Source organism: Paraburkholderia graminis (assembly GCF_003330785.1).
GTDB classification, from domain to species: Bacteria; Pseudomonadota; Gammaproteobacteria; order Burkholderiales; family Burkholderiaceae; genus Paraburkholderia; species Paraburkholderia graminis.
This window is the reverse complement of sequence record NZ_CP024935.1, coordinates 1344714-1365770: the sequence shown is the minus strand read 5'-3', so window position 1 is coordinate 1365770 and position 21057 is coordinate 1344714. Positions and strand designations below refer to the sequence as shown.

Annotated in this window: 12 protein-coding genes, 2 tRNA genes and 3 rRNA genes; 10 read left to right on the top strand and 7 right to left on the bottom strand. The window is 59.6% G+C overall.

Annotated features, from left to right (window positions below; all coding sequences use genetic code 11):
• Window positions 1–15 precede the first annotated feature (15 nt).
• The 6 genes from CUJ91_RS24275 to rrf all read left to right on the top strand — a co-directional run bounded on the left by CUJ91_RS24275 (window position 16) and on the right by rrf (window position 6448).
• Window positions 16–615, top strand: coding sequence for a vWA domain-containing protein (locus CUJ91_RS24275; protein WP_044021377.1), 600 nt, complete (start codon window positions 16–18; stop codon window positions 613–615).
• A 448-nt stretch (window positions 616–1063) separates the two neighbouring features.
• A 16S ribosomal RNA gene (locus CUJ91_RS24270) occupies window positions 1064–2596 on the top strand.
• Between the two features lie 72 nt (window positions 2597–2668).
• Window positions 2669–2745 (top strand) — tRNA-Ile (locus tag CUJ91_RS24265).
• A gap of 53 nt (window positions 2746–2798) precedes the next feature.
• A tRNA-Ala gene (locus CUJ91_RS24260) sits at window positions 2799–2874 on the top strand.
• A gap of 353 nt (window positions 2875–3227) precedes the next feature.
• Window positions 3228–6110 (top strand): 23S ribosomal RNA (locus tag CUJ91_RS24255).
• A 224-nt stretch (window positions 6111–6334) separates the two neighbouring features.
• A 5S ribosomal RNA gene (rrf, locus tag CUJ91_RS24250) occupies window positions 6335–6448 on the top strand.
• Together the 16S, 23S and 5S rRNA genes with 2 tRNA genes alongside form the textbook arrangement of a ribosomal RNA operon.
• A 75-nt stretch (window positions 6449–6523) precedes the next feature.
• Here rrf and CUJ91_RS24245 read toward each other — a convergent pair.
• The 3 genes from CUJ91_RS24245 to CUJ91_RS24235 are packed head-to-tail and all read right to left on the bottom strand — an operon-like array spanning window position 6524 to window position 11044.
• On the bottom strand, window positions 6524–7735 hold the full coding sequence (locus CUJ91_RS24245) for a lipocalin-like domain-containing protein (protein WP_114157351.1): 1212 nt from the start codon (window positions 7733–7735) through the stop codon (window positions 6524–6526).
• Window positions 7735–10308, bottom strand: a complete 2574-nt coding sequence (locus tag CUJ91_RS24240; RefSeq protein ID WP_114157350.1) for an FtsX-like permease family protein — start codon at window positions 10306–10308, stop codon at window positions 7735–7737. The genes CUJ91_RS24245 and CUJ91_RS24240 overlap by 1 nt, the downstream gene beginning before the upstream one ends.
• Window positions 10295–11044, bottom strand: a complete 750-nt coding sequence (locus tag CUJ91_RS24235) for an ABC transporter ATP-binding protein (protein ID WP_114157349.1) — start codon at window positions 11042–11044, stop codon at window positions 10295–10297. Before CUJ91_RS24235 ends, CUJ91_RS24240 begins: the two co-directional genes overlap by 14 nt.
• Before the next feature lie 599 nt (window positions 11045–11643).
• Here CUJ91_RS24235 and CUJ91_RS24230 point away from each other — a divergent pair.
• Together CUJ91_RS24230 and CUJ91_RS24225 are read left to right on the top strand one after the other, a co-directional pair.
• Window positions 11644–13197 (top strand): complex I subunit 4 family protein, encoded by a 1554-nt coding sequence (locus tag CUJ91_RS24230; protein ID WP_114157348.1) that lies wholly within the window; start codon window positions 11644–11646, stop codon window positions 13195–13197.
• A gap of 158 nt (window positions 13198–13355) precedes the next feature.
• The gene (locus tag CUJ91_RS24225; RefSeq protein WP_087750799.1) at window positions 13356–13748 is read left to right on the top strand and encodes a carboxymuconolactone decarboxylase family protein; all 393 of its coding nucleotides are present in this window, start codon (window positions 13356–13358) and stop codon (window positions 13746–13748) included.
• A 6-nt stretch (window positions 13749–13754) separates the two neighbouring features.
• On the opposite strand, the gene CUJ91_RS24220 is transcribed toward CUJ91_RS24225, so the two are convergent.
• The 3 genes from CUJ91_RS24220 to CUJ91_RS24210 form a co-directional block, all read right to left on the bottom strand.
• The gene (locus tag CUJ91_RS24220; protein WP_114157347.1) at window positions 13755–14444 is read right to left on the bottom strand and encodes an HAD family hydrolase; all 690 of its coding nucleotides are present in this window, start codon (window positions 14442–14444) and stop codon (window positions 13755–13757) included.
• A gap of 74 nt (window positions 14445–14518) precedes the next feature.
• Complete coding sequence (locus CUJ91_RS24215; RefSeq protein WP_374710158.1) at window positions 14519–16027, bottom strand: cytochrome-c peroxidase; 1509 nt, start codon at window positions 16025–16027, stop codon at window positions 14519–14521.
• A 100-nt stretch (window positions 16028–16127) separates the two neighbouring features.
• Complete coding sequence (locus tag CUJ91_RS24210; protein ID WP_006052204.1) at window positions 16128–17921, bottom strand: phospholipase C; 1794 nt, start codon at window positions 17919–17921, stop codon at window positions 16128–16130.
• Between the two features lie 404 nt (window positions 17922–18325).
• Here CUJ91_RS24210 and CUJ91_RS24205 point away from each other — a divergent pair, with 404 nt between their 5' ends.
• Window positions 18326–19342 (top strand): SDR family oxidoreductase, encoded by a 1017-nt coding sequence (locus CUJ91_RS24205; protein WP_114158047.1) that lies wholly within the window; start codon window positions 18326–18328, stop codon window positions 19340–19342.
• A 139-nt stretch (window positions 19343–19481) separates the two neighbouring features.
• Here the strand turns inward: CUJ91_RS24205 and CUJ91_RS24200 are convergent, their stop codons facing one another.
• Entirely contained in the window at window positions 19482–19847 is a 366-nt protein-coding gene (locus tag CUJ91_RS24200; protein ID WP_006052202.1) for a BON domain-containing protein, read from the bottom strand.
• Window positions 19848–20183: 336 nt separating this feature from the next.
• Here CUJ91_RS24200 and CUJ91_RS24195 point away from each other — a divergent pair, with 336 nt between their 5' ends.
• Complete coding sequence (locus CUJ91_RS24195; protein WP_006052201.1) at window positions 20184–20510, top strand: hypothetical protein; 327 nt, start codon at window positions 20184–20186, stop codon at window positions 20508–20510.
• Window positions 20511–21057 lie beyond the last annotated feature (547 nt).

The following is a 21057-nucleotide window of genomic DNA, read 5'->3' as shown; positions in this document are numbered from 1 at the left end:
GATGCGCGTCTTGAGATGCGTGGTAATTCGAGCCGGCGTATCGCATGGCCGCAGACATTCGCCGCGATGGGGAAACAACGGCGGCGCGCGCTGAGTGCCGAAGATCTGCGCTTCATGCGTGATGTACCGCGCGGCGGTGTGCTGCATTGCTTCGTGCTGGACTGTTCGGGCTCGATGCTGGCCGGAGAGCGTCTCGCGCTTGCCAAGGGTTTGCTGATTGCGCTGTTCGACCGCGCGAGCGCGATGCGTGCGGAGGCTGCGCTAGTCTGCTTCGGCGGAGCGGGTGCGGATTTGCGTTTCGGTCCCGCCGTGCCGCGCTGGTGGAACGAGCGATGGCTCGAGCCAGTCGGCGGTGGCGGCGGTACGCCGTTCGCAGCGGGCGTTCAGTGCGCCACGCAACTGCTGGAGCGCAGCGCGCGGCGCAAGCCCGCGCAGCAGCGCTGGGTGTGGATACTCACCGATGGACGCACAACAGATGAGGCGGCACGGCCTCCTCACGCGGACGAGATCGTATTCGTCGACTTCGAGCACGGCACGATACGGCTTGGCCGCTGCGAGAGACTGGCTACCGCCTGGGGCGCGCGGCACCTGACGCCGGAAGAACTGATCGGCTGAAGGGCGAGAAGATCTGCCGACGACGAGGCGGCTATTCAGTGACAAGTATTTTCATTGGATAACTAACTATTCTATTCGCCGGAGAAGAGTGCGGCTTGTTGCCGCTTTTTCTTGCACTTCTGAACTTTTCGAAAATAATTGCAGAGAAGGGGTTGACGGGTTGCGGACCGCATCGCATAATTCGCCTCCCGTTTGATGACGGACGCGAAGAAAGCAGAGCTTCTGAGCGAATGATCTTTAAAAACTAACAGCCGATAAGTGTGGGCGCTTGATGCGCGACGCGCGCCGGGTTGCGGGGTTTAACTCCGGAATCTGGCGGTAAAGCGAAAGTATCAAGTCTCACACAGTAATGAAAGGAAGGTTTGGCCATCGAGAGATGGTTAGACACTTCGTCAGTACGTTGAGTGAGCGACCGGGTTCGAAAGAGCCCGAAAACAGTAACAGGTTTGAACTGAAGAGTTTGATCCTGGCTCAGATTGAACGCTGGCGGCATGCCTTACACATGCAAGTCGAACGGCAGCACGGGAGCAATCCTGGTGGCGAGTGGCGAACGGGTGAGTAATACATCGGAACGTGTCCTGTAGTGGGGGATAGCCCGGCGAAAGCCGGATTAATACCGCATACGCTCTGCGGAGGAAAGCGGGGGATCCTTCGGGACCTCGCGCTACAGGGGCGGCCGATGGCAGATTAGCTAGTTGGTGGGGTAAAGGCCTACCAAGGCGACGATCTGTAGCTGGTCTGAGAGGACGACCAGCCACACTGGGACTGAGACACGGCCCAGACTCCTACGGGAGGCAGCAGTGGGGAATTTTGGACAATGGGCGCAAGCCTGATCCAGCAATGCCGCGTGTGTGAAGAAGGCCTTCGGGTTGTAAAGCACTTTTGTCCGGAAAGAAAACCGCCTGGCTAATATCCGGGCGGGATGACGGTACCGGAAGAATAAGCACCGGCTAACTACGTGCCAGCAGCCGCGGTAATACGTAGGGTGCAAGCGTTAATCGGAATTACTGGGCGTAAAGCGTGCGCAGGCGGTTCGCTAAGACAGATGTGAAATCCCCGGGCTTAACCTGGGAACTGCATTTGTGACTGGCGGGCTAGAGTATGGCAGAGGGGGGTAGAATTCCACGTGTAGCAGTGAAATGCGTAGAGATGTGGAGGAATACCGATGGCGAAGGCAGCCCCCTGGGCCAATACTGACGCTCATGCACGAAAGCGTGGGGAGCAAACAGGATTAGATACCCTGGTAGTCCACGCCCTAAACGATGTCAACTGGTTGTCGGGCCTTCATTGGCTTGGTAACGTAGCTAACGCGTGAAGTTGACCGCCTGGGGAGTACGGTCGCAAGATTAAAACTCAAAGGAATTGACGGGGACCCGCACAAGCGGTGGATGATGTGGATTAATTCGATGCAACGCGAAAAACCTTACCTACCCTTGACATGTACGGAAGTCCGCTGAGAGGTGGATGTGCCCGAAAGGGAGCCGTAACACAGGTGCTGCATGGCTGTCGTCAGCTCGTGTCGTGAGATGTTGGGTTAAGTCCCGCAACGAGCGCAACCCTTGTCCCTAGTTGCTACGCAAGAGCACTCCAGGGAGACTGCCGGTGACAAACCGGAGGAAGGTGGGGATGACGTCAAGTCCTCATGGCCCTTATGGGTAGGGCTTCACACGTCATACAATGGTCGGAACAGAGGGTCGCCAAGCCGCGAGGTGGAGCCAATCCCAGAAAACCGATCGTAGTCCGGATCGCACTCTGCAACTCGAGTGCGTGAAGCTGGAATCGCTAGTAATCGCGGATCAGCATGCCGCGGTGAATACGTTCCCGGGTCTTGTACACACCGCCCGTCACACCATGGGAGTGGGTTTTACCAGAAGTGGCTAGTCTAACCGCAAGGAGGACGGTCACCACGGTAGGATTCATGACTGGGGTGAAGTCGTAACAAGGTAGCCGTATCGGAAGGTGCGGCTGGATCACCTCCTTTCCAGAGCTGAACGTGTCAAACGTTGAGCGCTCACGCTTATCGGCTGTAGTGAAGAAACGCAGACAGACTCAGGGGTCTGTAGCTCAGTCGGTTAGAGCACCGTCTTGATAAGGCGGGGGTCGATGGTTCGAATCCATCCAGACCCACCATGTCATGTCTGGTGAGCTGGTCGGCTGTGACTCCTGCGATCTCTGTATGACCGGGGGGATTAGCTCAGCTGGGAGAGCACCTGCTTTGCAAGCAGGGGGTCGTCGGTTCGATCCCGTCATCCTCCACCAATCCTCAATGCGTAGCGTTCTGTGAAACAGGCAGAGCGTTGTGCATTGGCGATTGAGCCAGTCAGCAAGTGATATGAAGCAGAGCTTTATATCGGCTGTCGTTCTTTAACAATCAGGAAGAAGTAGTAAAGAGATTCACGAAAGCATACTTAGAGATGGGTGTGCGAGTAGGTGAATCAGGGTTGTGATTGTATCGATGTATTTTAAAGGTAATCGAAAGATTGCTCTTGGAATACGGCGCAACACGAATACTCAACCTGTAGCGAGTGATCGGATCGCTGGTCCCCTTCGGGGATCGGGCCAGAGTAAGTGCTAAAGCACTAACACTGGCCGAGAAGACACACCCGTTATAGGGTCAAGCGAACAAGTGCATGTGGTGGATGCCTTGGCGATCACAGGCGATGAAGGACGCGGTAGCCTGCGAAAAGCTACGGGGAGCTGGCAAACGAGCTTTGATCCGTAGATGTCCGAATGGGGAAACCCACCTCTTTTGAGGTATCCGTGGCTGAATACATAGGCCATGCGAAGCGAACGCGGTGAACTGAAACATCTAAGTAACCGCAGGAAAAGAAATCAACCGAGATTCCCAGAGTAGTGGCGAGCGAAATGGGACCAGCCTGTACTCTTTATCTTCATTGTTAGTCGAAGGCTCTGGAAAGTGCCGCCATAGCAGGTGATAGCCCTGTAGACGAAAACAGCGAGGAAGAACTAGGTGTACGACAAGTAGGGCGGGACACGTGAAATCCTGTCTGAAGATGGGGGGACCATCCTCCAAGGCTAAATACTCGTGATCGACCGATAGTGAACCAGTACCGTGAGGGAAAGGCGAAAAGAACCCCGGGAGGGGAGTGAAACAGATCCTGAAACCGCATGCATACAAACAGTCGGAGCCTTCGCAAGAGGGTGACGGCGTACCTTTTGTATAATGGGTCAGCGACTTACATTCAGTGGCAAGCTTAACCGATTAGGGCAGGCGTAGCGAAAGCGAGTCCGAACAGGGCGTTCAGTCGCTGGGTGTAGACCCGAAACCAGGTGATCTATCCATGGCCAGGATGAAGGTGCGGTAACACGTACTGGAGGTCCGAACCCACTAACGTTGAAAAGTTAGGGGATGAGCTGTGGATAGGGGTGAAAGGCTAAACAAACCTGGAAATAGCTGGTTCTCTCCGAAAACTATTTAGGTAGTGCCTCGTGTATCACCTTCGGGGGTAGAGCACTGTCATGGTTGTGGGGTCCATTGCGGATTACTACGCCATAGCAAACTCCGAATACCGAAGAGTGCAATCACGGGAGACAGACATCGGGTGCTAACGTCCGGTGTCAAGAGGGAAACAACCCAGACCGCCAGCTAAGGTCCCCAAATATGGCTAAGTGGGAAACGAAGTGGGAAGGCTAAAACAGTCAGGAGGTTGGCTTAGAAGCAGCCATCCTTTAAAGAAAGCGTAATAGCTCACTGATCGAGTCGTCCTGCGCGGAAGATGTAACGGGGCTAAGCCATATACCGAAGCTGCGGATGCACATTTATGTGCATGGTAGGAGAGCGTTCCGTAAGCCTGCGAAGGTGCACTGGAAAGTGTGCTGGAGGTATCGGAAGTGCGAATGCTGACATGAGTAGCGATAAAGGGGGTGAAAGGCCCCCTCGCCGTAAGCCCAAGGTTTCCTACGCAACGTTCATCGGCGTAGGGTGAGTCGGCCCCTAAGGCGAGGCAGAAATGCGTAGCTGATGGGAAGCAGGTTAATATTCCTGCACCAGTGTTGAATGCGATGGGGGGACGGATCGCGGAAGGTTGTCCGGGTGTTGGAAGTCCCGGTCCTTGCATTGGAGAAGGCGCTTTGGCAAATCCGGGCGCGGAATTCAAGGGTGCGAGGCCAGTCTCTTCGGAGACGAAGCAATCGGAAGTGGTTCCAGGAAAAGCCTCTAAGCTTCAGTTCAACAGTGACCGTACCGCAAACCGACACAGGTGGGCGAGATGAGTATTCTAAGGCGCTTGAGAGAACTCGGGAGAAGGAACTCGGCAAATTGGTACCGTAACTTCGGGATAAGGTACGCCCCTGTAGCCTGACTGGCCTGCGCCAGAAGGGTGAAGGGGTTGCAATAAACTGGTGGCTGCGACTGTTTAATAAAAACACAGCACTCTGCAAACACGAAAGTGGACGTATAGGGTGTGACGCCTGCCCGGTGCCGGAAGATTAAATGATGGGGTGCAAGCTCCTGATTGAAGTCCCGGTAAACGGCGGCCGTAACTATAACGGTCCTAAGGTAGCGAAATTCCTTGTCGGGTAAGTTCCGACCTGCACGAATGGCGTAACGATGGCCACACTGTCTCCTCCCGAGACTCAGCGAAGTTGAAGTGTTTGTGATGATGCAATCTCCCCGCGGCTAGACGGAAAGACCCCATGAACCTTTACTGTAGCTTTGCATTGGACTTTGAACCGGTCTGTGTAGGATAGGTGGGAGGCTGTGAAGCGTGAACGCCAGTTTGCGTGGAGCCATCCTTGAAATACCACCCTGATCTGTTTGAGGTTCTAACCCTGGTCCGTGAATCCGGATCGGGGACAGTGCATGGTAGGCAGTTTGACTGGGGCGGTCTCCTCCCAAAGTGTAACGGAGGAGTACGAAGGTACGCTAGGTACGGTCGGAAATCGTGCTGATAGTGCAATGGCATAAGCGTGCTTAACTGCGAGACCGACAAGTCGAGCAGGTGCGAAAGCAGGTCATAGTGATCCGGTGGTTCTGTATGGAAGGGCCATCGCTCAACGGATAAAAGGTACTCTGGGGATAACAGGCTGATACCGCCCAAGAGTTCATATCGACGGCGGTGTTTGGCACCTCGATGTCGGCTCATCTCATCCTGGGGCTGTAGCCGGTCCCAAGGGTATGGCTGTTCGCCATTTAAAGAGGTACGTGAGCTGGGTTTAAAACGTCGTGAGACAGTTTGGTCCCTATCTGCCGTGGGCGCTGGATATTTGAAGGGGGCTGCTCCTAGTACGAGAGGACCGGAGTGGACGAACCTCTGGTGTACCGGTTGTCACGCCAGTGGCATCGCCGGGTAGCTATGTTCGGAAGAGATAACCGCTGAAAGCATCTAAGCGGGAAACTCGCCTTAAGATGAGATATCCCCGGGGCTTTAAGCCCCTTGAAGGGTCGTTCAAGACCAGGACGTTGATAGGTCAGGTGTGTAAGCGCAGTAATGCGTTCAGCTAACTGATACTAATTGCCCGTAAGGCTTGATCCTATAACAGGTGTGTGTCGGCAGCCGTTAGTGCTTCAGCACTTATGGATGCCCCACCCTGCGCCACGCGCAGGGTCTTATGCAGACCACACACGGTTGAGTGATCGATGTTGTGCCAGAAACAGCACAGCCCGCACGCATAGACGTGCAAAACGAGAGGCATCCTCTCAGCTACTTCTTCCCGATTGGCTGTACTGCTCCCTGAGCGCTACAGCAACCCGTCAAAGCCTGATGACCATAGCGAGTCGGTCCCACCCCTTCCCATCCCGAACAGGACCGTGAAACGACTCCACGCCGATGATAGTGCGGATTACCCGTGTGAAAGTAGGTAATCGTCAGGCTCCCCAGCAGTGTCAGAAACCCCACCCCACAAAGGTGGGGTTTCTGCGTTTACGGCGCTGGAAAATACGGCGCCGTCACGGCCCGCCCATGCGCATCGCGCCCGCATAGCCGGTCAGTTCCAGATACGCCCGCCCGAGCTCCGCGCCATTGCGGCTCACCCGTGCCGCGCCTTCCCAGTACACCGCGCCGGTGGACTGCCGCGAGTCCAGTTCCTGATCGTCCATCAGCGGATCGAGCTGCCAGGTCAGCGCGTCGGTCCTCACCGTCATCGCGACCGGATACGGCGTGTTCGTGCGCGGTGAACGCCATGTGCGGCGCGGCGTGAACTCGACCTCGTTCGGGGCGAAAGTCGTGACATGTCCATCCCGATCGCGCATTGCAGCGTGCGCCCAAATAGCGTGTCCGTCGCGGCCGCGCACCTTGAAGGCCATTAAAGCCGATCCGTCGAACAGATTAGCGCCCAACCAGTCCCATCCCACTGCATTCGCATCGAGCAGGGTGCTCGACCATTCGTGATCGAGCCATGCAACGCCTGTTACCGCAGTGACGGATTGCGATGAACCGCCTCCAGTGACAGGCCTTGTGACGCTGCCCGACACACGCAGTTGCGGCTCGCTGTAGTAGTAGCTCGCCTGTTCCGGTCGCGGGCCCTTGCGAGAGTAGCCGCGCTCGCCTTGAATCAACGGTGCCTGTGTCGGTGTTAGCGTGAGATGCAACGTGAATTCGCCGGCCTCGACGGCGACATCGTAGCGGCCATCCGCGGCACGGACGATTTTCCATGCATCGAGCTTTACGTCGGTGTTGGCGGGCTTCGCATACGCAAGCCCGAACCCCTGGCGCGCAATCCGTTGATCGTGCACGAGATGACCCAGTGCCGGATCGCTCAGCGCCGCGTGCGCAATGATCAATTGAGAAGGCGCAAAAGTACTCGGGTCCGCGGCATCGTGGCCCGTTGCGGACCGGAAGAAAGTGATCTGGAAACCAAGCGGCTTGTTGTCCGGCGTGTTGAGCCAGCCCGTCGCGTACCACCACTCGGTGCGAAAATCGGCGTGAGCGCCAGTGTCCATCGGCAGCACGATGGGACGTTCTTTCGTGACGACGGCAAACTCCGGCGCTGCGCCGAATGCTGGCGAAACAGTGAGTACGGTAGAAAGGAACAAGACAGAAACTCGCGGACGTACACGCCAAAACCGCGCAATGCGAAGCCTGATCTCAACCGCAAGGCGAAGAACCGCCGCGCGCCGCACGAGTCCGCACGTCGACGAGAAGCGCAGCCGCGTTCGCATCACCAGTCCTCCTTGACGGCGCGCAGCGCATCGACGGAAACCGCGCCGCGTCCCGCGAGCACGGCCGTCGAGCACGACGACGCCAGCATCACCAGTGCAACGGTGCCGAGAATAATCCACGGAACATGCAGCGACATGCTCCAATGAAACGATTGCGGATTGACGACGAATACAAGAATGAGGCTGATCGCAAATCCGAGAACGAAGCCCATTGCAATGCCGCATGCCGTGAGCAGACCGCCCTCGAGTGCGAGTACTGCGAGGATCTGCGAGCGCGTTACACCGACATGCCGCAGCATGCCGAACTCACGAGCGCGCGCGAGCGTCTGTGCGGAGAACGTTGCGGCCACACCGAACAAGCCGATAACAATCGCGACCGCCTCGAGAAGATAGGTGACCGCAAAGCTCCGGTCGAAAATCACGAGCGTGCGCGCACGAATGTCGCCGGGCTGCACGATCTGCAACATCGCGCCGAAAGGTAGTGCGCGCAATCCGGCTATTACGCTTTCGACGCTCGCGCCTCGTTCGACGCTTACCGCGACATCGGTCGCACTCATGTCGGTGGTGAGCCGGCGATAATCGGCGAGCCGTATCTGAATGGCACCGCTTTGCCGCACATAGTCGCGCCACACGCCGGCCACGACGAACGCGTGTCCGCGCTCGCCAATCGGCAAGTGAACACGCTGTCCGAGCTTATAGCCGTATAGATCGATCATTGCTTCGGATACCCAAACAGGTGTTTCGTCGCCGTGCAGATCACGAATACCGAGTACAGGTCCCGTCATTTGCAGATTCTCGCCAGGATCGGCCACATCGATTTCGCGAGCGAGTATCGCGATGTCGGGCCGCGCGGGGTCGAGTGTGATATGCGACGCGCGCGTAAAGGCCGCTCTCGCAACGCCTGGGACGCTTGCAAGCCGGCGCTGCTCATCGGCGCTGAGGCCGCCGGTGTCGCCGTTCTGTGCGACCCGTACATAGAGATCGGCCGATAGCAGATGCACGAGCCAATCTTCGACGGACACACGAAAGCTCGCTACCATGATCGCCATCGCCACAATCAGCGCGAAGCTCGACAACACGCCGCCCATTGCAATCGACGCATGGCCCGGCGCATTCGCAAGGCGTGCGAGCGCAAGCGTACTCGCGACGCCGCTGCGCGGCCGCATTGCCAAACCGCGGCTCGTTGCACCGAACACAAGGGCGGTCACGCGCGGCATCAATGCAATGCCGCCGATAAGTAACAACGCGACGGCCACATAACCGCCAATGGGCGCGTCGAACCAGGGCGGCGCTTGCGTCAGCAGCGCCGCGATCAGCAGGCATAGCAATGCAGGCCACGGCGTGGCGAGCCGCGCGAGCGCGCCTTCTTCGGCGCCTGCCTTCAGTGCCGACGCGGGCCGTGCGCGTGCCGCCTCGAGTGCCGGCGCGAGACTGCCGAGAACAGCCACCGCGATGCCGAGCGTCAAAAAGAGTGCGCTTGCAAGCGGTTCGAAGCCGACCTGCGGTTGCACGCCGGGAAAATAGCCGCCACCGAGATCGCTGCCAAAAAAGCGCAACGCGCCCGCAGCAAGCGCATAACCCAGCGCAAGGCCGCATAGCGAACCGAGCAAGCCGAGCAGCGCGCCCTCGAAGAGAATCTGACGCAATAGCTGGCCGCATGTCAGTCCGAGTACGCGCAACATCGCAAACTGCGCACGACGACGCACGACACTCAATGCCTGCGTCGAAAAAACGAGAAACGCACCGGTAAAAAGCGCGACGAGTGCGAGCACGTTCATGTTGATTCGATAGGCACGCGAGAGTCTGTCAGTGCGGCTTTCGACGTCGCGCGTTTGCGCAATGATCCATTGACTACCTAGCTCTTTCTGCAGATCGCGCTTGAAGCGCTCGCGATCAACGCCACGTTTGAGCTGCACGTCGATGCGCGACAGTTTGCCGACCTTGCCGAATTTCCACTGAACGGCCGCGATATCCATGATGGCGAGCCGTTGCCCTGGCCGTGTTCTGGCGATGCCGCCGGCCACGCGCAAATGCACGAGCGCGGTGCCGTTTTGCAGCACGACCTGATCGCCCGTCTTCACATGCAGCCATTGCTGCGCGGCGGTGGAGAGAAACACGGCGTCGGAGGCGAGCGTGTCGAGCGGCTGCGCGGCTGACGGAACGCCGATCAGATCCGGCGCAATGCGGCTCGCCCTGAACACGTCGATGCCGAGCACCGGCAACGCGGCGTTATATTCATGCACGCTGACGTCGAGCGCCAGTACGGGGCTCGCGAGTGCGACGCCCGCTCTTGTGGCCACGCGCGGATAAATGGACTCGTCGAATAGAGGTTGTGCGCCGCGTACTTGCAAATCTGCCTGGCCCGAAAGACTGCGCGCCGCAGCGGAGAACTCGTTGAAGGCTGCACTGTTGATGAGTTGCACTGCATAGCCAAGCGCCACGCCGAGCGCGATCGTTGCAATTGCAACGAGTGCCCGTCCGCGATGACTGCGCCATTCGGCGCCGAGCAGCCAGCGCGTGAGAGTGCGATGCCCGCGCGTGCGCGCGGGGCGGTACGAATCAGCGGGCGTCATCGACTGAACGCGCTGCAGGTTGCGAGCCGTATTCCGCGCCTGAACGCGCCTGCGCTTGCGATGCGGGATGCAAGGCGCCGTCGCTGAGAATCAGGATGCGATCGGCAATCGCGGCCGCAGCCTGCGAGTGTGTGACCATCATCGTGGCCGCGCCGGTCGCCTTGCTTTGCGCGCGAAATAACGCGAGCACGCCATGTGCGGTGTCGGGGTCGAGGTTGCCCGTCGGCTCGTCGGCGAGAATCAAAGTAGGGCGATGCACGAGGGCTCGCGCGATGGCAACGCGTTGCAGTTCGCCGCCCGACAGTTGCCGCGGAAAATCGTCGCCACGGCCTTCGAGCCCGACTGCCGCGAGCATGTCGAGCGCGGCGGAAACGGGCAGTTCGTTTAACAGCAGCGGCAATGCGACGTTCTGCGCAAGCGTCAGATGTGGCAGCACGTGAAAGGCCTGAAAGACAAAGCCGAGTTTCTGGCGACGCAAACGCGTCGCGGCATTGTCATCCAGACGCGAAACGGCAGCACCGCCGATCATCACCTCGCCGCTGTCCGCCTGATCGAGGCCGGCGATCAGATTGAGCAGCGTCGATTTGCCGACGCCCGAGTCGCCCATGATCGCCACGAATTCGCCGGGCGCGAGCGTGAAATCCAGATTGGCGAGTACGACTCGACCGCTGCCGTACTTCTTGCTCAGCCCGCGGCACTCGAGCGCGGGTATCGCATCTTCGTCACGAAACTGCATGCATGGTCCGCAAAGTACTGTTGATCGCTGAGTATATTCGGCTTCTGTAAGGTGCGTCGGCGCATCGGCTTATTAGTGTCGCGCGGCGCCCTGCGCGAAAGTTGGCTGACGCTCGCCTTCTTTCGGGCGCGCGACAGAACAAAAATTTTTCGCGCTTTATAAAAAAGCTCTGCGCTACAGGCCGAAAAAGAGCAATCGGGGAATGCCGTATGACGAGTGCCGCGAGTGCCTTGCGTGCGGAGCCTTGAGCGACCCAAAAAAGTTCTCCCAAAGAGCCGGCAAAAGTCCGCTTCCTTCAGCAACTGCGCGACGTCGCCACCAGGTTTCGTGGGATTGTGCAAACGCACATTTTAATTCGTTGCGCAAGAGGCCACGCGCGCAACAATCCATTGTCTACGGCATCGGCGCATTGTTGCGATGCAAAATTATTCTTATCTTGGTAACCTTCCACCCTTGTCATTCGACTGCGGGTAAACGTGAACTCCGGTAGTACCGATTCACGCAAGTCCCGATCAAGAGAAGCCTACATTTTCGCTTCAATACTTTCCAAATAGAAAGCATTGCGGCGGCGTTTTGTACTCCAAGTTTCGATAGAGCACATGCCATTGCCTCTTCTTAGTCTACTTATCTGGATCCCTATCGTCGCCGGCCTGGTGCTTCTGCGCTCGGGCTCCGACGCCGCGCGCGGCCGCACGCGCTGGCTCGCATTGATCGGCGCCGTTGCGGGTTTCGTGCCGGTGATTCCGCTCGTCGCGACCTTCCACAATGACGTCACGTCGATGCAATTTGTCGAGAACTTCCGATGGTCGCCGACGTTCGACATCGCGTGGCATGTCGGCGTCGACGGTATTTCGCTGTGGCTCGTCGCCTTGACTGCGCTGACGACGATCATCATCGTGGTCGCTTCATGGGAGTCGATCACCGAGCGAACCGCGCAGTACTACGGCGCCTTTCTGATGTTGTCCGGCTTTATGCAGGGCGTATTCACGTCGCTCGACGGCATGATGTTCTTTATCTCGTTCGAAGCCACGTTGATTCCGCTTTATCTGTTGATCGGCACATGGGGACATTCCAATCGCTCGTATGCCGCGGTGAAGTTCTTTTTCGTGTCGTTCCTCGGCTCGCTGATGATGCTGATGTCGATGCTGTATCTGTACAGCCAGACGCACAGTTTCGATCTCGCGCTGTGGCGCGAAACGCGGCTTGGCACGATGCCGCAAGTACTCATTTTCCTCGGCTTTCTCGCGGCATTCGGCGTGAAAGTGCCGATGTGGCCGTTGCATACCTGGTTGCCCGACGTGCACCTCGACGGCCCCACCGGCGCGGCGGTGATGATCGGCATGCTGAAACTTGGCGGCTATGGTCTGCTGCGCTTCGCATTGCCGATCGCACCGCAGGCCAGCCATTTTTTCGCGCCGATGATGATCACGCTCTCGCTCGTCGCCGTGATCTACGCAAGCCTTCTCGCGCTCGTGCAGACCGACATGCGCCGACTGCTCGCGTATTCGACCGTGGCCCATATGGGACTCGTTACGCTGGGTCTTTTCGTGTTCAACCGCATCGGTCAGGCCGGCGCGATTGTGCAGATGCTGTCGTATGGCTTGGTGTCCGGCGCGATGTTGTTGTGCACGGGCATGCTTTACGATCGCACGAAAACTGCCGCCATTGACGAGTACGGCGGCGTTGCGAATACCATGCCGCGCTTCGCTGCTTTTGTGATGTTGTTCTCGATGGCGAATATCGGTCTGCCGGGTACTTCCGGTTTTGTCGGCGAATTCATGGTGCTGATGGGCGCGATTCGCTTTAACTTCTGGATCGGCGCAATGGCGGCGTCCACGCTGATTCTGAGCGCGGCTTACACGTTGTGGATGTACAAGCGCGTGATTTTCGGCGCGATCGCAAATGCGCGAGTCGCGGGATTGAAAGATCTCGGTAAGCGCGAGTTTGTATTGCTCGGCGCAATGGCGTTGCTGGTGCTCGCAATCGGACTGGATCCGAAGCCTTTCACCGATGCAATCGATCCGTCTGTCGGTACGTTGCTGGCGCAATCGGAGCGCTCCACGCGTCCGGAGCCGACGCGTCGCGATGGCGGCGAACACCTGCAAGCAGCGGCGCCGGCGGCGGTTGTTGCGGTGACGCGCACGCCAGGGTGATAGGGTAGTGTAAGGCCGGAATAGTCGATTCCTGTTCGGCAAAATGCGCGCACAATAGACGCGGACGCAGACGCAATATGCGGCATAGGCCGCATATGTCGCATCTGCCGAACCGAGCACGAATCGCACTTTTCATGCAGTCAAACACAGGAGAGCCCATGAGTCAGCAGAAAGCCGTGGAGTATTCCGCAGCGTCACCCGAAGTCAAAGCCGTGTACGACGATATCAAGGAGACGCGTCAGGTCGACGACGTCAACAACTTCTGGAAGTACATCGCGCAGCATCCGCCGACTCTCGCGCGCACATGGGACAGTCTGAAAGACGTGATGAAGCCCGGCGCGCTCGATCCGCTAATGAAAGAGCTGCTCTACGTGGCCGTGAGCGTGACGAACAACTGCGGTTATTGCGTTGCGAGTCACACGGCCGCCGCTCGCCGTGCGGGTATGACCGACGAGATGTTCGGCGAACTGCTCGCGGTAGTTGGCATGGCTAACGAAACAAACCGCCTCGCGGTGGGATACCGCGTGCCGATCGACGCAGCGTTCGAGTAGCCCGATTCACGCCTTGCCGCGCCACGCGGCAAGCAAGCCGGGCAAGTCGCTCATGTCCCGAAACACCTGCACGACGCCGGCCGCGCGCAACGCGGCTGCGCTGCTGTGCCCGAATTCATTCGGGCAGTAGCCGAACACCGTCGCGCCCGCCGCGACGCCGGCAGTCGCGCCTGTCACCGTATCTTCGACGATCGCGCAGCGCGCCGGGTCCACGTTCAGCGCCGCCGCCGCTGCCAGATAAACATCGGGAAACGGCTTGCTGCGGGGCGTTTCGTGACCGCTAAAGATGCGGCCCTCGAAGCACTCTAGAATGCCCGCCTTCGTCAATTGCAATTCGACTTTCACGCGGTCCGCGCCGGACGCAACGGCAATGCGTCCATTCAACGCTGCATGAATAGCGCGAACCGCTGTGACAGCGCCCGGAATGGCGGCCAGTTCTTTATCGAGCGCTGCGTTGCGGCGCGCGCGGAATTGCATTAGCCAGTCGGTGGTGATCGCCACGCCGGTCCGCGCTTCGATCAACGGCGCTTCATCCTTCACGGCCTTGCCGACGAAAATCCGCATTGTCTCTTCGATGCTCAATTGCCAGCCTAATTCGCGGAGCATTTCGGTGAGCACGCGGTTCGTAATCGGTTCTGAATCGACGAGCACACCGTCGCAATCGAAGAGTACGGCGTCGAAGGGGAAATCGGCCATCGGTTGGAGTAGGGCAAGAGTCTGGGAACCGCAAAGAATACCTCAACGGCCCGCGAGGCGCTGCGCAGCCTCACTCATGAGCCGCCCTCGCGATACCCATCGCTCAGCGTCTTCATAAACGCGATGATGTCCTGCATGTCCTCCTCGCTCATCGCGGGCTGGTCGCCCGGTTTGCGGTCGAAAGGCGCGTCGGAAACATCCACGTTCGCGTGATATTGCGCGGGCAAATCGTTGTACTTCTGTACGTGGCCCGATGCATCGCGAGGATAGATTTTTTCCGGCGACGTGTTACGCAGATTGTAGAAGTCCATCACCTGCTTCAGGTCGTGATAGACGCCGTTATGAAAGAACACCTTGCGGTTCGCGACATTGCGCAGCGTCGGCGTGAGGAACATGCCGCAGTATTGCGTCTGTTTCGCGAGATCATCACGAAACGGCCCACATACCCCCATATCGAAGAACTTCGGGTCCCTGTTCGCGGGAATCGCGGGATTGCGCGGCACGCCAAGCGCTTCATATTGCGTGTCGGTGAACACGGGCGGCAGGCCGTCCCTGGTCGGCTGACTCAGGTGGCAGCCCGCGCAGTTGGCCTTGTCCTTATCGTTGAACAATTGCAGGCCGTGCAGTTCGGCATGCGTGAGCCGCGCTTTGCCTTCGAGCCAATAATCGTACTTGCTCGTGAATGCGTGAAACGACGGATCTTCGATCTGATAGCGGCCCACTGCGAACATCGCCTCGGAGATCAGCAGGCTCGGGTTCGCGGCAATCGCCGGCCCGAAGATCTGTTTGAACTGGTCGATGTACTTTGTCTGTAGCAACTTGTGCGCAACGTCTTCCGGCGTCTTGTTGGCCATTTCCACTGGATTCGTCAGCGGGCCAATTGCCTGGTCCTGCAAAGTATCGGCGCGACCGTCCCAGAAGAGGCCGCCTTGCGGCACCATCGCCGGAGCGGCGGGCGCGGCGAGGGCGGTCTTCTGTGCGCGCTGCACGCCGGCGGCTCGCGAAGCGAGTTGCGTGAGATCGACCGGCGCGTCGGTGTCGCCCTGATCGGGGCCAATGCTGAACGGCGCCTGCCGATACAGATAAGTGAGCGACGGTGGCGGACGATAACCCGCTTCATTCATGTGCGCGCCACCGAGCTGAACCGGAAATGCGTTGTCCGGTGAATATGAATTCTTTGGCGAGTGGCACGACGCGCACGATTGCGTGCCCGAAGCCGACAGCGACGGGTCGAAAAAAATCTGCTTGCCGAGCAATGCGACGGCGCTCAACGGCGCGCGAGCCGGTCGCATTAGATGCACGGGTTGCGGATTCGCGCCGGTGATCTCTTCAACGATTGCGCCGACAGAAGCCGGCATGCGCTCGGGATAAACCAGTGCATACGCGCCAAGCGTAACGGCCGCAATCACGCTGCACACAGCGCCCCATGCAGCGAGTTTCAGCAGCGAGCGGCGCGTGACAATGGGACCCGGTTCGCCGCCGGCGGGAAGGGTCGGCGGCAGGGCGGCGTCTGAAGATCGGTTCATGGCGATGATGACGAATAGTGCTTCGTATACGATGAAAAAAGCGAATCGAGCCAGCATGCAGGGGCTGGCTCGACGCCTGATTACGCTTCTACCGTGAGTTGCGCGCGGCCGTCGAAAGACGGCAAGGTTCGCGCACAACCCAGGCTCACGCTTACGCTCAGATTGCCGGCGCGGTCGCGAGCTTGGTGCCGAGGTTCTGATCGAGATACAACGGCGGATTGTTGCCCGAGCCCGCGAAGTCGAACATGTTCATGATGCTGCCCGCGGTCGCATCGAACGAACCGCCGCCAATGCGTTGCCCACCCAGCCAGTTGTCCTCGATGAACTTCACGACCGATGCCTGCGTGATCGCCGTGTCGTCGACGAAATTGGCCTTCGCCCACGGCGACACCACGACAAACGGCGTGCGCGTGCCCGGACCGCAACGGCCGTTCACCGCGCCGCCGTTCACGCCTTGCGGCTGCACCGCGCCGGCTGCCGTGCATTGGCCCGCCGCGCTCAGGTTGTCGCTGCCCGCCACCGTCTTGCCGCCCGCCGATTGCGCGGTCGTCGAGTCGAACGACGAACTCGTCGGCGCCTTGTAGCGATGGTCGTACCAGCCGTCCGAATCGTCATAGGCGATGATCACTGCCGTGTTCTTCCAGTCAGGCTGCTGTTGCAGGAAGTTGACGACCTTCGTGACGAATGCCTGTTCGTCGATCGGGTCCGAGTTGCCCGGATGGCCGTCCTCGACAGCCGGCGCCTTCAGGAAGCTGACCGACGGGTAGTTGCCCGCCTTCACCGCGGCAAAGAAATCATCGGTGTCGTACTGGTGATGAACCGGCGTTGCCGTGTTATCCAGCGGATCGGTCGCGCCGATCACCGCCGTCGACGAAGGACGCGTATGCGCGAGGTTCGCCGTGCTCGCGTAGTACTGGAACCACGCATGGTGCTGCACGTAGTCGGTCTTCGTCGCGTTGAGCACCTGCGAGAACGTCGAGCGCGCGCAGCCGGTTGTGCCGTTTGCGTTGACCGTCTGCAGATTGAAGCCGCCCATGAAGCCGCCCCACGTGATGTTCTTCGCGTTGAGCAGGTCGCCGATATTCTTGTTGTTCGACGACATCGTGCCCGTCACGGCGCTGTTCGCCGCGAGCGTGCAGACGTCGCCCGTGGGGTCCAGGTCGCCGACCATCGTGAAGCCGCCGGCCGAATCCGGAATCGCGTTGCCCGACGTGCCGCCCGCCACGATCACGCCGTTGTTCTGCCCGGACACGACTGCGAGCGCGCCCGGTGTCGACGGACCATACGTGTCGGTGTACGCGTTCTGGTTCATGGCGAAGTGCTGCGCGTAGTTCCATAGCGCCGTGACCGTGTTGCCGTCGAAGTAGCCGAGCACCTGGCCCTTGGTCGCAAACGCGCCGGTGCTGCCGGCGATGGTGGAACCGGCCGCCGTGAAGAGCGGGAACGAGTCCATCGCGCCGTTGTTGTACGCGAGCTGTTCCGCGGCGTACGCGTGGTTCTGGCTCGACGTGTTCGCCTGCGAGCGGTCGAGGCGAAACGGCAGCAGATCCGCGGCGGGAAGGCCGAGACCGGCAATCGTCACGGCACCGACCGTGCGGCCCGCCGTATTCGGCGACGTGGAAAGCGCATTCGGATTCGTCGCGATCAGATTGTTGTTCGCGAGGTTGTTGACCGCCGGTGTGCCCGCGGCTGCCGTGAACTGCGGCTCGCCCACGGGATTCGCCGCTTGCGGATAAGTGGCGAAGTAGTGATCGAACGACACGTTCTCGCCGAAGATCACGACGACGTGCTTGATCGGCGTCGCGGTCGCCACGGCGTCCTGCGCGGTCACCGTGGGCGCCGGCGACGAAGCCGGCGTCGACGACGCAGTCGAATTGACGCTGTGATCGCTGCACGCGGCGAGCGTCAGCAACGCGGCAAACGGGATGGGTAACAGGGTTCTGCGCAACATGTGACAGGCTCCAGATTCGACTTCGCCGTTCAGCGCTTCCATTGATGCACGTGTGGAGTCCGCTGAAGATCTTGTTTATTGGAAATGGTGCTGTGCCTGTCGACGTGCGCGCGGCAGCCCCGACAGGCTGCGCGCATTGAAGCATTCGATGATTAAGATTTAAGGGCGCGCATATTACGCTGGCTCTCGATCGCCATTCATTTGCATAACGCTTGCTGACGGTCTGCTGTCATGCTGTGCCGCGAGCCGCGCGGCAATTGGCGGGCGCGGGGCGCCGCGCGCGGGATTTGCCCGAAAAACACGAGTCGGCACGCGAGATGCTGCAACACGCGAACCCGGCTCGCGCAGTGCGCCGTCTCCACGGTTCGCTGCCGCCATTCGTTACTTCTTTCGAGGACTTTGCCATGACAGTGAGGCTCAAACCCGTCTCCCAGCAGGTCATCGTCATTACAGGCGCGACGAGCGGCATCGGTCTTGCGACCGCGCGTCTTGCCGCCAGCAGGGGAGCGCGCCTGATGCTGATCGCGCGCGACGAGGAAGCGCTCCGCACGCTCGCCACCCAACTCGGCGATCAGGGGGCGCTTGTCGAATACGCGGTCGCCGACGTGAGCAACCAGGCGCAATTGCAGGCCGCCGCGGACAAGGCCATCGCGCGCTTCGGCGGATTCGACACCTGGGTGAACAACGCGGGTGGCTCGATTTTCGGACGCTGCGCCGATGTCCCCATCGACGAGCAGAAGGAATTGTTCGAGACCAACTTCTGGGGCGTCGTGCAGGGATCGATGATTGCGCTTGCGCACCTGAAGCAGCGCGGCGGTGCACTCATCAACCTGGGAAGCGAGCTATCCGATATTGCATTGCCGCTGCAAGCCGCTTACGTTGCGTCCAAACATGCAGTGAAGGGATACACCGACACGCTGCGCATGGAGTTGATCGAAGAGCGCGCGCCCGTTTCCGTCACGCTGATCAAACCATCGGGCATTCATACGCAGTTCGTCGAGCACGCGCGCAATCATCTCGACGTGCAGCCGAAGTTGCCGCCGCCGGTCTATGCACCGGACATCGTCGCCAAGGCGATTCTGCATGCGGCGTGCACGCCGGTTCGCGATCTGTATGTGGGCGGCGCATCGGCGGCGATGGTGACGTTCGCTCGTCGCGCGCCGAATCTGTACGACCGTGTGATGAGCCGCATCGGCATTGCTTCGCAACGTACGCAGGAACCGCCGCGCACGCCGGCCGGCAATCATGGCGACGACGGCGCGTTGCGCGAGCGTTCGGGACAGAAGCGCAGGGTGCTGGAGTCGAGCCTGTACACGCAGGCGTCGATGCATCCGCGGCAAACCGTCATGCTCGCTGCCGGTGCGGCCGCGGTGTGGATGCTCGCGCGTTATGCGAGGTCGTCGCATGCGGGGCGCGTGTGAGCGGCGCGCCGTTGGACTTGTGATTCACATACCGGGACAAAGGGTAGCGCCGTATGCGCGTAACGCAGTGCGAGGCGCAACCCTTCGTCGTCCGATCCAATCCGGCAGGACGCCGTTGATCATGTGAAGCCAGAGGCGCTTAACCTCCGCCGTTCGGCGTGGCTACGGTCAGCTTGTTGGACACCGATTTCACACCGGCGACATTCTTCGCCACGTCCTCGGCTTGCGGAATCTGCGCACCGTCAGGCACCGATCCGGTCAGCGTGACCGCGCCGCCGCGAGCCCGAACGTATACGTTCGACACGTCGAAGCCTTGTGCCTTGGACAACGCCTTGCGCACGTCGAGGCCGAGCTTGCGGTCCGTCTTTTTCACCGCTTTTGTGCGCGCAGTCGACGATGCGGTCGTGTCGGCCATTGCCGCATCGCTCGCTTGCGCATACGCGCTCGACGCCGTGGCGACGCACAATGCAATGCCGAGCGCCTTCAAAAGATTGACTGTTTTCACGTTTTCTCCATCCTCGAAAAGTTAATGTCGCTTCGTTGCATGCAAAAAAACACACGCCTGTGAGCGGTTTTCTTCTCACTGGGAGCGTCCTGTTTTGTTCAAGCGTGCCGCGGCGGCGCTCCCGGCGCGCTTAAACAATAGCTCAGCACGCGCGCTCATGCAGAAAAAAACTGGCCGTGGCGCGAACTGCCGAGGTGCTGGCAACCACACGCGCGATGCGGTTTGGCATTAAGCTCTGACTGCGGCCGTGCATGGCATCATCGCGCGGTATCCGCGGCAGTGAACGATGCGTTCTGAACAAACTGAATGCAATTGCCAACTTGAGAGGAGTTAGCCATGAAGACCATTGCCATCAAACAGATGATGCTCGGCCTCGCAGTATCCGCGCTCGTAGCAGGCGGCATGCCGCTTGCCGCCGCGCAAACCACAACCGACACGAATGCGCAGACCGCCCAACCTGGCGCGACCGGCGCGAGCAGCACCGCCAAGCCGACCAAGGCGGAGCGCAAAGCGGCACGCAAACAGGCTCGCGCAAAGAAGAATGCCGAGTTGAAGAAGCTCGAGGATGCGGGCTATCAGCCGTCGCGCAACGACCCCAACTATCCGGACGATCTGCAGAAGGCGCAGAAAAAAGCGGGCATCGGTACGGGCGCGAGTCAGTAGGTCTTCATCCGCAATCATTGCAGTCGTGCGGCGCGATGCTCGTGCTGCACGCGTAAAAACGCGTGATAAGGCGCTGACCTCGGCAGCCTTCGCAGGCGGCTGCTGCAATGGCTCGCCGCTCGTTGAGAGCCCTTAGCGGACGCGTTGTCTCCTGGTGTTTCGCGTGTCATCTGCGTTTCGCCAGACGATTCCCGACGCGAGTTGGCGTTGACCACCAACGTCTGTTGCGCCGCGACACCCCCGCATTGCGTATTTCCTCGCCGTTTTTTGCTCCAAAAAAGCCTTCATTTGGCTTGGAACGACATCTTCGGCGCACTTCGTCGATATGCGTCAAACCCTTGCGCAGCAAGGCTTCCACGCTGGCGCGACAGCAACCACGCGACATAGGTGTCGTATTTCCACATGTGGTTGTCGCAAATAGTCGGCTAGTCGCACTTTTTTCTGGCAACTATGTATGCACAGCGCGGACGGACGTCCGCCACAGCTTTGCATGGGACCAGAGTAAGGTGCTAAAGCACCAACTCTGCCCGACAGCTTTGCATGGGAC